At 65.6% G+C, this 12,769-nt stretch carries 9 protein-coding genes; all 9 read left to right on the forward strand.

The window, feature by feature from the left end; all coding sequences use genetic code 11:
• Positions 1-43 precede the first annotated feature (43 nt).
• The 9 genes from ACNI3R_RS01040 (at position 44) to ACNI3R_RS01080 (ending at position 12,742) form a co-directional block, all read left to right on the forward strand.
• Positions 44-1,276, forward strand: a complete 1,233-nt coding sequence (locus ACNI3R_RS01040; RefSeq protein WP_426179164.1) for an N-acetylmuramoyl-L-alanine amidase — start codon at positions 44-46, stop codon at positions 1,274-1,276.
• A 71-nt stretch (positions 1,277-1,347) separates the two neighbouring features.
• Positions 1,348-3,822, forward strand: a complete 2,475-nt coding sequence (locus ACNI3R_RS01045) for a penicillin-binding protein 1A (protein WP_426179165.1) — start codon at positions 1,348-1,350, stop codon at positions 3,820-3,822.
• A gap of 103 nt (positions 3,823-3,925) precedes the next feature.
• A complete protein-coding gene (gene prfB / locus ACNI3R_RS01050; protein WP_426179167.1) occupies positions 3,926-5,053 on the forward strand; it encodes a peptide chain release factor 2 in 1,128 nt (375 codons plus the stop codon).
• 129 nt (positions 5,054-5,182) lie between these two features.
• Positions 5,183-5,467 (forward strand): hypothetical protein, encoded by a 285-nt coding sequence (locus ACNI3R_RS01055; RefSeq protein WP_426179169.1) that lies wholly within the window; start codon positions 5,183-5,185, stop codon positions 5,465-5,467.
• Between the two features lie 383 nt (positions 5,468-5,850).
• Positions 5,851-7,008: an efflux RND transporter periplasmic adaptor subunit gene (locus tag ACNI3R_RS01060; RefSeq protein ID WP_426179170.1), complete on the forward strand. Its 1,158-nt coding sequence runs from the start codon at positions 5,851-5,853 to the stop codon at positions 7,006-7,008.
• Positions 7,009-7,018: 10 nt separating this feature from the next.
• Positions 7,019-10,165, forward strand: a complete 3,147-nt coding sequence (locus ACNI3R_RS01065; RefSeq protein ID WP_426179172.1) for an efflux RND transporter permease subunit — start codon at positions 7,019-7,021, stop codon at positions 10,163-10,165.
• Complete coding sequence (locus ACNI3R_RS01070) at positions 10,165-11,637, forward strand: efflux transporter outer membrane subunit (RefSeq protein WP_426179173.1); 1,473 nt, start codon at positions 10,165-10,167, stop codon at positions 11,635-11,637. The genes ACNI3R_RS01065 and ACNI3R_RS01070 overlap by 1 nt, the downstream gene beginning before the upstream one ends.
• Positions 11,638-11,854: 217 nt before the next feature.
• Positions 11,855-12,274 carry a hypothetical protein gene (locus ACNI3R_RS01075; protein ID WP_426179175.1) on the forward strand — a complete coding sequence of 140 codons (420 nt, stop codon included), beginning with the start codon at positions 11,855-11,857 and terminating at the stop codon, positions 12,272-12,274.
• 72 nt (positions 12,275-12,346) lie between these two features.
• Positions 12,347-12,742 (forward strand): EF-hand domain-containing protein, encoded by a 396-nt coding sequence (locus ACNI3R_RS01080; protein WP_426179176.1) that lies wholly within the window; start codon positions 12,347-12,349, stop codon positions 12,740-12,742.
• Positions 12,743-12,769: the final 27 nt, after the last annotated feature.

Consider the following 12,769-nt stretch of genomic DNA (forward strand, 5'->3'; position numbering starts at 1 on the left):
GCTGTTGGCCTGTTCGGGCCCAAACGTCGTGCGTGGGACCATTTTGCCGGGATTTGTCATCAGCCAGCGTCTCATCATCGCTCTGACCGCACTTCTGCTCCTGTTTTCGGGAGCGGCGCATGCGGCCTCGACGGTAACCGCGATCGATATCGCCGAGACCAGCCTCACGCTGCGCTTCGATGCGCCGGTGGCGACGGCGTCGGCCTTCGTCTTGACCGGACCGCAACGAATCGCTGTGGACCTGCCCGGCGCTCGGATGGGACGCGTCACCGCCTCGGGCGGGCTGATCGCGGCGACCCGCCATGGCCAATATGATCCGGATACGGCGCGCGTGGTGTTCGAGCTGACCAAGGCGGCCGTCGTCGGTGACGCGACCTTCTCGGAAGACCACCGCGCTCTGACCCTGACGCTGAAGCCCGTCAGCGAAAGCCTGTTCGCCCGCGCCGTCCGCAAGGGCCGCCAGCTGTTCGGGCTCGACGATCGCGCGGCCTCGGCGCGCGGCGCGCAGAGCGGCGGCATTACCGTTCCGCTCGACCCGCCCAAGCCGCTGCCCGTTCCAGCCGTGTCGGGTGCCCGTGGGACCAAACGGCCGCTGGTGGTGATCGATGCGGGCCATGGCGGCCATGATCCGGGCTCGCAATCGGCGGACGGCCGCACCAAGGAAAAGGACGTGGCGCTCGGCATCGCGCGCGCCATCCGCGACGAGCTGGTCGCGTCAGGCCGGGTCCGCGTCGCCCTGACGCGCAGCGACGACCGCTTCCTCGTGCTCGGCGAGCGACGCGAGATCGCGCGGCGGCTGAAGGCCGACCTGTTCATCTCGGTCCATGCCGACAGCGCGGCCAACGCGGCCGCTCGCGGCGCCAGCATCTATACCCTGTCCGAGGTGGCGTCGGACCGGGTGGCGGCCCAGCTCGCGGCCAAGGAAAATCGTGCCGACATCCTCAACGGCGTCGATCTCGGCGGCGAGAATAACGAGGTGTCCTCGATCCTGCTCGACCTGGCTCAACGTGAGACGATGAACATCTCGTCGCAATTCGCGACGCTGTTGCAGCGGGAAATGGCGTCCACCGTCCATTTCAAGGATGAGGCACACCGCTTCGCCGGCCTGATCGTGCTCAAGGCGCCGGACGTACCCTCCGTGCTGCTGGAGACCGGCTATATCTCGAACGATGGCGACCTCGCTTTGCTGCTGTCGCCGCAATATCGGCGGAACATCGCGATCGGCGTGCGCAAGGCGGTGGAGATCCATTTCGCCAAGCGGCTGACCGGCGAATGACGCCCCGCGCCCCGGTCCCGGCCGCCCGGTGGCCCGCTTCCAAAGCCCCACAAACCTGCTAGAGCGCGCCAGTGCCGAAGCTTCCTGCCTTTCACAATCCCTTTCCCGGATGGCGTGACCAGGTCCGCCACCTGCGCGGATATCGCAGCTGGCGCTGGTCCGGCTATCTCCTTTGGTCGGCCGCGCTCGCCTGGCTCCTGATCTGGTTCTTCTTCGCGCGCGGCCTGCCCTCGGCGGACGCGCTGCTGGCTTATCAGCCGCCGCTGCCGACCAATGTGCGCGGCTATGACGGTGAACCGATCGCGGACTTCGCGCGCGAGCGCCGGGTGCAGCTTTCCTATCAGGAATTTCCGCCGATCCTGGTCGATGCCTTCATCTCGGCCGAGGACAAGACCTTCTTCAGCCACCCCGGCATCGATTTCGGCGGCCTCGCGGGGGCCGTCTGGGACTATACGTCGAAGCTCGGCAGCGGCCGACGCGCGCGGGGCGGCTCGACCATCACCCAGCAGGTCGCGAAGAACCTGATCGTCGGCGACGATTATTCGATCGCACGCAAGGTGCGCGAGGCGATCCTCGCCTTTCGGATCGAGGCGGCGCTGTCGAAGCAGCAGATCCTCGAACTTTACCTCAACCAGATCTTCCTGGGGCGGAACGCCTATGGTGTGCAGTCGGCCAGCCGCGCCTATTTCCGCAAGGATGTCGGCGACCTGACCTTGCCCGAGGTCGCCTATCTCGCGATCCTGCCCAAGGCCCCGTCCAACTACACCGTCGAACGCCATGCCGACCGTGCGCTCGATCGGCGCAATTATGTGCTGCGGCAGATGGAGACCAACGGCTTCATCACCGCACAGCAGCGCGCCGATGCATCGGCCGCCCCGCTCGGCATCGTCCCCCGCTACGCGCCCAAGGCCGGCGTTACCGGCTATTTCATGGAGGAGGTCCGCCGCGCACTGATCGAACGCTATGGCGAGGACGCCGATAACGGTCCGAACGGGGTCTATTCGGGCGGCCTCTGGGTCCGCACCTCCTATGACGCCAAGGTGCAGGACGCGGCCGAGAATGCGCTGCGCGACGGGCTGGTCCGCTTCGAGGCCGCGCAGGGCTGGCGCGGACGCATCGCCAAGATCGATGTGACCGAGGACTGGCAGCGCGCTCTTTCGAACGCCAATGTCGGCGCGGGCTATGCCAATTGGCGCCCTGCCGTCGTCCTGTCCAAACAGGGTTCGCAGGCGGAGCTTGGCTTCGAGGACGGGACGAAGGGCATCTTACCGAGTTCGGGCGCCACCATGCCGCGCGCAGGCGTCGGCGGCCGGGCATTCGATTTCCTCAAGGTCGGCGACGTGATCGTAGCGCGCCAGGAAGGCAGCGGCTGGACCCTGCGCAGCATCCCCTCGATCTCGGGCGGAATGGTGATCCAGAACCCCCACACCGGCCAGATATTGGCAATGCAGGGCGGCTTCGATGCGCGGGGCTCCTCGTTCAATCGCGCGACCCAGGCGATGCGGCAGCCGGGCTCCACGTTCAAGCCGTTCGTCTATGCCGCCGCGCTCGACAATGGCATGACGCCGGCCTCGATCATCATCGACGGCCCCTTCTGCGTCTTTCAGTCGGCGCGGCTCGGGCAAAAGTGTTTCCGTAATTTCTCGGGCCAGAATGCCGGCGAGCAGACGATGCGCTGGGGCGTCGAGCAGTCGCGCAACCTCATGACCGTCCGCACTGCCAGCCAGATCGGCATGGACAAGGTCGTCAAGACCGCCAAGGTGATGGGCGTCGGCGATTATCCGCCCTATCTCGCTTATGCGCTCGGCGCGGGCGAGACGACCGTGCTCAAGATGGTCAACGCCTATTCGATGTTCGCCAATCAGGGCCGCGCGCTCAGCCCGACGCTGATCGACTATGTCCAGGACCGCAACGGCAAGATCATCTGGCGCGCCGACAAGCGCGCCTGCGAGGGCTGCAACCTGCCCCGCTATGAGGGTCGGCCGATGCCCCGCCCGGCGTTGCGCGCCAAGCAGGTGATCGACCCGATGACCGCCTATCAGATGCTCCACATCATGGAGGGCGTCGTCGAGCGCGGAACCGCGACGGTGCTGCGCGACCTGGGACGCCCGATGTTCGGCAAGACCGGCACCTCGTCCGGCCCGACCAATGTCTGGTTCGTCGGCGGCTCGGCCGACATGGTCGGCGGGCTCTACCTCGGCTACGACACGCCGCGCTCGATGGGCAGCTATGCCCAGGGCGGAACGATCGCCGCACCGATCTTCCGCAGCTTCGCCGGCAAGGCGATGGCGGGCATGCCGGTCGTACCCTTCCAGGCGCCCCCCGGCATCCGCATGATCCGGATCGACCGCAAGACCGGCCGCCGCATCTTCGGCGCCTGGCCCGACGGCAGCTATTATAGTTCGGTCATCTGGGAAGCGTTCAAGCCGGAAAGCGAACCGCGCCGCACGATACGCCGCGACGAGATCGCCAGCCGCGCCGCGCAGCAGCCGGCGCGGGCAACCACCGACAGCGAGTTCTTGCAAAGTCAGGACGGCATCTACTAGGGCCGTTCGTCCGGCGGGTCGCCGCCATCGGGAGAATCGACTCCCGCTCCGTTTCGCGCCGGCGACGGTGCCGATCGGGTCCGCACAAGATTTGGAGTGTCCTATGCGCGCCGAAGCGCAAGCCAGTGTCGAGCAGATCAACCAGGCGATGGCGCTTGTCCGCCGCTTCCTGGACTGGGACCGCGCGCTGCGCCGGCTCGACGAGCTCAATGCCCGCGTCGAGGACCCTAAGCTGTGGGACGATGCCAAGGCCGCGCAGGAGGTCATGCGTGAACGCCGCCGGCTCGACGAGGCGATCTCTGCGGTCAAGGCGATCGAACTGGAGCGCGACGACACGATCGAGCTTATGGACATGGCCGAAGCCGAGGGCGACCAGGCGCTGGTCGACGATGGCGTCGCCGCACTGGCCGCACTGGCCGAGCGGGCGGAGAAGGACAAGATCGGCGCGCTGCTTGCCGGCGAGGCCGACGGCAACAACACCTATATCGAGGTCAATTCCGGCGCCGGCGGCACCGAGAGCCAGGATTGGGCCGGGATGCTCCAGCGCATGTATTCGCGCTGGGCCGAGCGCCATGGCTACAAGGTCGAACTGGTCGACTTCCACGCGGGCGAACAGGCGGGCATCAAGTCCGCGACGCTGCTGGTGCGCGGCGAGAATGCCTATGGCTATGCCAAGACCGAGAGCGGCGTACACCGGCTCGTGCGGATCAGCCCCTATGACTCGGCCGCGCGCCGTCACACCAGCTTCGCCAGCGTTTGGGTCTATCCGGAGGTCGACGACGATATCGACATCGAGGTTCTCGAAAAGGACCTGAAGATCGACACCTATCGCTCGTCGGGCGCGGGCGGCCAGCACGTCAACACGACCGATTCGGCGGTGCGCATCACCCACGTCCCCACCGGCATCATCGTCGCCTGCCAGAACCAGCGCTCGCAGCACAAGAACAAGGCCGAGGCGATGAAGCAGCTGAAGGCGCGCCTGTACGAGCAGGAGCTGCAGAAGCGCGAGGCCGAGGCGATGGCCGGCTATGCCGCCAAGACCGAGATCGGCTGGGGCCACCAGATCCGCTCTTATGTGCTGCAGCCCTATCAGATGGTGAAGGACCTGCGCACCGGCGTCACCTCCACGGCACCATCCGACGTGCTCGACGGCGATCTCGACAAATTCATGGCGGCAGCCCTGTCGCAGCGGGTGACCGGCGAGAGCGTCGAGGTCGAGGACGTCGACTGATCCGGGCTTTCTCCGTCTAAAGCCATCATATGAAGCTGTACGGCAGATGAAGAAGCCGTTCAGCGTGGCTCAGGCTGTTCCTCGCTAACTTTCCCTTGTCCGAAGGAGATGGGCGAGAGGAGAGCAGAGATGAGAATGGGAACGATCTTTGCCGCGATTGGTCTGGCCGTCGCGGCGCTGGGTGCCAGTGCCCCGGCACAAGCACATGACCGCTGGGATGACCGGCGCGCGAGCCATGACCGCCGCTGGGACGGCGACCGGCGCTGGGACCATGATCGCCGCTGGGATCGGGATCGGCGGTGGAAGCATGACCGGCGCTGGGTCAACGAGCGCCGCTGGTACCGCGATCGCGGCTATCGCGCCCGCTGCTGGAACGAATGGCATCGCGGCCGCCCCGTCCGCGTCTGCCGTTAAATGATGGCGCCCCTTCTCTCAGGAGGAGGGGCATCCAGCCATTGTCCAACCCTGGCTTCAAACATGCCGCCGACAGCCCTTCGGCAAGAATCCGTTTTCAGCACCGATCGAAACAAGCCGCTCGACCGATCGACTGCCGGAACGATCCCGACGCCTGTCCGGTACTCGGACAGAAGCGATTTCTCTGCAGAATTCAGGATCAAATCGGCCTTGGGATCGGGTTGCGCCGCAACATTGCCCTGTACAGCTGGCCCTAGGGGAAGCTAGTTTGCGTCCGGAAACGCGTGTTTCCTGTTGTATTGGCAATCATATACCAATTGTGTCGCAGGACCGGCACAGCTAGCAGGATGACCGTGCCGGCTGCTTTTCACGAAGGTTGCACCATGACGATTTCTCGGGTGGCCAGCATGGGCTGGCTCCTCCTGACCGGGGCGTTTCTTGTCACCGGATGCTCCAAGGAGAAGCCGACACCCCCGCCCCCCGAGGCGGGCTACGTCGTCATGAAGACCGAGCCGGTGCCGCTGTTCATCGAACTGCCGGGCCGCACGTCCGCCTATGAGATGTCCGAAGTCCGCCCGCAGGTGACGGGCGTCATCAAGGCGCGGCTGTTCACCGAAGGCTCGATCGTCCGGGCGGGGCAGACGCTCTACCAGATCGATCCGAGCATCTATCGCGCCGCCGTGAACCAGGCCTCGGCCAATCTCGACAGCGCGCGTGCGCTGCGCGAAGCCGCCGAAGCCAAGGCCAAGCGGTTCGAGCCGCTCGCGCGGATGGAAGCGGTGAGCAAGCAGGACTATGCCGATGCACTCGCCGCGGCGCGGCAGGCAGCCGCATCCGTCGCGCAAAATTCGGCCCAGCTGGAAACGGCACGGGTCAATCTGCGCTTCACCGACGTGCCCGCCCCCATCAGCGGCCGGATCGGCCGATCGCTGGCGACGACCGGCGCGCTGGTGACCGCCAGCCAGGCGGACCCGCTGACCACGATCCAGCGGCTCGATCCGATGTTTGTCGACATCCAGCAGTCCAGCGCCGACCTGCTCGCATTGCGCCGCCAACTGGCGAGCGGCGGCGCGGCGCCCTCCTCCGCGAATGTGTCGCTCACGCTGGAGGATGGTAGCCAATATGCCCGCAAGGGCCGGGTCGAGTTTGCCGAAGCGATGGTCGATCCGCAGACCGGAACGGTGACGCTGCGCGCCCGCTTCCCCAACCCGGACGGGCTGCTGCTGCCGGGCATGTTCGTCCGCGCGCGTTTCTCCCAGCTGACCGCTACCAAGGCCATCCTGGTGCCACAGGCCGGCGTGGCCCGCAGCCCGAAGGGGGAGGCGACGGTCATCCTCGTCGGCGCCGACGGCAAGGCGGTGCTGCAGACGATCAGCGCGGATCGTACCGTAGGCGACAAATGGCTGGTTACGGCCGGCTTGAAGCCGGGCGACAAGGTGGTGGTCGAAGGCCTGGGCAAGATCCGTCCCGGCCAACCGATCCGGCCCGTCCCAGCCGGATCGCCGCCATTGCGCAAGGCGCCGCCGGCGAAGGCCGGGTGAGCCGCAGCCGATGATATCCCGCATCTTCATCGATCGCCCGATCTTCGCGTGGGTCGTCGCGATCGTCATCATGCTGCTCGGCGCGGGCGGGCTGCTGAGCCTGCCCATTTCGCAATATCCGAACGTCGCCCCGCCTTCGATCAACATCCGCGCCAATTATCCGGGCGCCTCGGCCGAAACGGTCGAATCGAACATCACCCAGATCATCGAGCAGCAGCTGTCGGGCATCGACGGTCTGCTTTATTTCTCGTCCTCGTCGAGTTCGACCGGCCGGGCCGACATCACCGTCACTTTCGACAAGGGCGTCGACCCGGACATTGCGCAAGTCCAGGTCCAGAACCGCGTCCAGCAGGCGCTGCCCCGCCTGCCGGCCCAGGTGCAGCAGCAGGGCCTGGTCGTCACCAAGTCGAACAGCGACTTTCTGATGGTCGTCAGCGTGTTCGACGAGAGCGACCGCAGCACCAACCGCGACGTCGCCGACTATCTCGTCTCGAATCTGCAGGACGGCATCGGCCGCATTCAGGGCGTCGGTGACGTCAATGTGTTCGGTTCCTCCTATGCGATGCGTATCTGGCTCGACCCGTATAAGCTCGCCTCGGTGGGCCTGACCACGGCCGACGTGACGACGGCGATCGAAGGGCAGAATGCGCAGGTCGCGGCCGGACAGATCGGCGGCGTTCCCTCACCCGACGACCAGATGCTCAACGCGATCGTCACCTCGCGGTCCCGCCTGACCACGGTCGACGAGTTCAAGGCGATCATCGTCAAGATCCAGAGCGACGGATCGAAGGTCCTGCTGAAGGATGTGGCGCGCGTCGAGCTCGGCAGCGAATTTTATAACGTGGTGGGCCGCATCAATCGCCATCCGGGCGTTGGTCTGGCCGTGCTGCTCGCGCCGGGCGCGGACGCGCTGAAGACGTCCGAACTGGTGCGAGCCTATGTCGATACAGCGTCGAAGAGCTTCCCGCCTTATTACAAGCACACCTTCCTGAACGACGCGACCGCCTTCATCAAATTGTCGATCGAGGAGGTGGTGAAAACCCTTCTCGAGGCGGTCATTCTGGTCGTCATCGTCATGTTCGTCTTCCTGCAGAGCTGGCGCGCGACCCTGATCCCCGCGATCGCGGTGCCGGTCGTCCTGCTCGGGACCTTCGGCGTGCTGGCGGTGGCGGGCTTCTCGGTGAACACGCTCACCCTGTTCGGTCTGGTGCTGGCGATCGGCCTGCTCGTCGACGACGCGATCGTCGTCGTCGAGAATGTCGAGCGCGTGATGGAGGAAGACCCCGACATCAGCCCGCGCGAAGCTACGATCAAGTCGATGTCGGAGATCAACACCGCACTGATCGCGATCGCGCTGGTGCTGTCCGCCGTGTTCCTGCCCATGGCCTTCTTCGGCGGATCGACCGGCGTGATCTACCGCCAGTTCTCGGTCACGATCGTCGCGTCGATGGTGCTGTCGGTCGTGGTCGCGCTCGTCCTTTCGCCCGCCCTCGCGGCGACCCTGCTCAAGCGGCCCAATCATGAGGATCGCGCGCGCCGCACCGGCATCGTCGGCCGCGCTTATGGCTATGGCGATCGGTTCAATAGCTGGTTCAGGGATTTCACCGAGCGCTATGTCGGCCTGGTAAAGCGGCTTTTCGGCCATGTCCGTCGCGCCCTGATCGTCTTCGTGCTGCTGCTGATCGCGCTGGGCGTGGTATTCTTCCAGCTGCCCACCGGCTTCGTGCCGACCGAGGACCAGGGCAATGCGCAGCTGCAATTCTCGCTCGCTCCCGGCGCGACGCTCAACCGCACAATCGAAGTCGCCAAGCAGATCGAGCAGCGACTGAGCCAGACCGAGCCTGAAACGATCGTCAATTACGGTCTGATCAGCGGCTCGAGCTACAGCGGCCAGAGCCAGAATGTCGGGCGCGGCTTCATCGCGCTTGCCCCGTGGGACGAGCGCAAGGGCAGTGAGAACAGCGCCCAGTCGATCGCGACCCGCGTCACGCGCAACCTGTCGGACGTCCGCGACGCGCAGATCTTCGTGCTCACACCGCCGGCCATTCCCGGCCTCGGGCAGACGTCGGGCTTCTCGATGGAATTGCTCAACAGCGGCAATCTGAGCCGCGAGGAGTTCAAGGCGCGCAAGGACCAGCTGCTGGCGGCCGCCGCCGCCGATCCCGACCTCGCCAATGTCCGCCTGAATTCGCTCGAAGACACGGCGACGCTGGCCGTAGACATAGACTCCGAGAAGGTCGGTGCCCTCGGCATCACCCAGGCCAGCGTCAACCAGACGCTTTCGGCGGCCTGGGGCGGGCAATATGTCAACGACTTCGTTGATCGCGGCCGCGTGAAGCGCGTCTTTATCCAGGGCGATGCGCAATATCGCAGCAAGCCCGAGGATCTCGCCGCGTGGCATGTTCGCTCCGTCACCGGGCAGATGGTCCCCTTCTCGGCCTTCGCGACGGTCCGCTGGGCGCAGACCCCGAACGTGCTGACGCGGTTCAACGGCATTTCGAACTTCACGCTGCAAGGCCAGGGCGCACCGGGCAAGAGTTCGGGTGACGCCATGAAGCGGATCGAGGAACTGGCGGCGAAAGTCCCGGGCGTGTCGGTCGACTGGTCCGGGCTCAGCTATCAGGAACGCATCTCGGGCGGACAGGCGCCGCTCCTCTATGCGCTGTCGGTGCTGGTCGTCTTCCTTTGCCTTGCCGCACTATACGAGAGTTGGTCGGTCCCCACCGCCGTCATCCTCGTGATTCCGCTTGGCCTGATCGGGGCTACGCTCGCAGTGCTGCTGCGCGGGCTGGAAAACGATATCTTCTTCCAGGTCGGCCTGGTCACCACCATGGGATTGAGCGCCAAGAACGCGATCCTGATCGTCGAATTTGCGATCGCCGCCGAGAAGGAAGGAAAGACCGCGCTGGAGGCGGCGATCGAGGCGTCGCGCATCCGCCTGCGACCGATCCTGATGACGAGCTTCGCCTTCATGTTCGGCGTGGTGCCGCTCGCCATCTCGACCGGCGCCGGCGCGCAGGCGCGCATCGCCATCGGTACGGCAGTGCTGGGCGGCATGTTCACCGCGACTCTGCTTGCGGTTTTCTACGTTCCGCTCTTCTATGTGCTGATCCGGCGAATCTTCCCGGACAAGGCGGGACATGGGGCGAGCGCTTGATGCGAAAAAGTCTGACGTCGATCATCCTGTTGGCGACGACAAGCGCCTGCACGCTGGCCCCGACTTATAAGCGCCCGGTTGCCGCCGTTCCTGCGGCCCTGCCCGATCCGACCGCAGCGGCCGAGGGCGAGCGGCCAGCGGCGCTCAGCTATCGCGACGTGTTCCGCGACGAGAAGCTGGTTGCGCTGATCGACCAGGCTCTGGCCAACAACCAGAATCTCAAGGCCGCCTACGCCAACGCCCGTGCCGCGCGCGCGCAGGTAACTGTCACGCGCTCCTCGCTCTTCCCGCAGATCGACGTCTCGACTGACGTCACTAAGGCAGACAGCTCGAACGAGATTCAGGTGGGTGGCAATGCGAGCGTTGGCACGCGCGGTCGCAGCACCGGCGGCGCTATCGCCACCTTCCGCACCGACGCGCAGGCAAGCTGGGAACTCGACCTGTTCGGCCGCATACAGAGCCTGTCGAACGCCGCTCTCAACGAATATCTGGCAACCGACGCCGCCCGGCGTGGCGTCCGGCTGAGCGTGGTCGCAGGTGTGGCGAACGCCTATCTCACTTTGGCGACCGATCGTTCCCTGCTCGAGGTCGCCAAGGAAACCAGCGCGGCGGCTGCCAAGAGTGTCGATCTCACCCGCTCGCTGCTCGAAGGCGGCGTCGCTGCGCGCACCGATCTGCGCCAGGCGGAGACGGTGCTCGCACAGGCCCAGTCCGATCAGGCCAATCTCGAAACGCTGATCGAGCAGGATCGCAACGCGCTACAGCTGCTGGTCGGAGCGCCGGTGCCGGATGCGCTGCTGCCGACGTCGATCGAGGCGGTCGATACGCAGATCGCCGAGGTCCCGGCGGGCCTCGACTCCTCGATTCTGCTGCGCCGCCCAGACGTGGTTCAGGCCGAATATACGCTTCGGGCGGCCAATGCCCGCATCGGCGCAGCGCGGGCGGCTTTCCTGCCGCGCATCGCACTTACCGCGCTGACCGGCTTTGCCAGCACCGCGCTCACAGACCTCTTCTTACGCGGCGCGCGCACCTGGAGCGTCGCGCCTTCTGCCACGCTGCCGATCTTCACCGGCGGCGCGAATGTCGGCAATCTGCGCGTCAGCAATGCCCAGCGCGATCAGGCGCTCGCCCAATATCAGACCGCGATCCAGACGGCGTTCCGCGACGTCTCCAACGCGCTTGCGCGGCGGGCAACGATCGACGAGCAATATGCCGCGAGCAGCAAGCTCGATGCCGCCGCGCAGGACTCGCTGACCCTGGCCGATGCCCGCTATCGCAACGGGATCGATCCCTATCTCACCCTGCTCGACGCGCGGCGAACCGCCTATGGCGCAGCCCGCACCTTGGCGCAGACGCGGCTGCTCAAGGCGCAGAATCTGGTCGCCCTGTATCAGACGCTTGGCGGGGACGAGCTGATCGACGCGACGCCAGGCCAGAAAAGCCAGTTGGCCATGGGCCGCGCGGCAAACTGATTCGGCCAGCCGCCTGCTGCTGCTGTCGCTTGCCCCCAATGTACTGCGCCGGGTCGCACCCGAGCTGAAGAGCTTTCCGCTGCTGTCGATATCCGACGAGCCAGCGCCCAAGGTCGCAGCGACGTCGAGTGCCCCGCGCCGTCAGGTGAAAAAGATCAACCCGCCCACTCCGCCGACCACGCCGGAAATCCCCAAGCTGCCGTCGAACATCATCTGGATGACGTCCGAACAGTTTCGCGCCACCGACATCTCCAAATTCTCGCCGCGCGAAGCGAAGGATGCGTCGGGCACGGGTGGAGAATCGACAGCAGCTGCGGAGGTCATCGAGGAAGGGCCCAACGGACAGAAGCTGTACCCCGCCGACTGGTATCGGGAGCCCACGATCGCCGAAATGGCATTCTATCGGAAGGACAAACGCCAAGCCAGCTGGGCCATGATCGCTTGTCGAACCGCCCCGCAGTTCCGAGTGGAGGATTGTCAGGAGATCGCCGAGTTCCCAAAAGGCTCGGGCCTCGCCAGCGCGCTGCGCCAGGCATCCTGGCAGTTTCGAATTCGCCCGCCCAGGATTGGCGGAAAGCCGCAAGTCGGCGCTTGGATCAAGATTCTGTACGATTATCAATATGGCGTGATGAAATAGGCGGAGGCAACCGTTCAGCACATGGTCAGTTGATCTGGGACAATGACCCACCGAGACAATGGGACCATAGCTATGACCAGGTTGTTCTTCGTTGCTTTGCTTTCCGCTACCGCCGTCACCCCCGCCATGGCCCAATTGCAGTTGGGGGAGCGTCCGATCGCGCGAGCCGATGTCGCAAAGGTGGCCAAGGCGCAATTCGCCGAGATGGACGCCAACAAGGACGGCTATGTCAGCCCGGCCGAGTTCGAAGCTTACCGGGAAAAGCAGAATGCCCGCCCCGATCAGGGCCGGGGCCTGACCCATATCGGCCGCAGCTGGTTCGACAAATGCGACACCGACGGCGACGGTCGCGTCAGCCTGTCCGAAGCGCAGGCTCGACCGCTCGGTCTGTTCGATATGGCCGATACCGACCGCGACGGCACGGCGAGCCTCGCCGAACAGCAGATCGCATCGATCTTCATCCGATGAGAGCAACGACGGCCGGCAAAAGCCGAC

It is taken from the genome of Rhizorhabdus antheiae, assembly GCF_049889055.1.
Taxonomy (GTDB): Bacteria; Pseudomonadota; Alphaproteobacteria; order Sphingomonadales; family Sphingomonadaceae; genus Rhizorhabdus.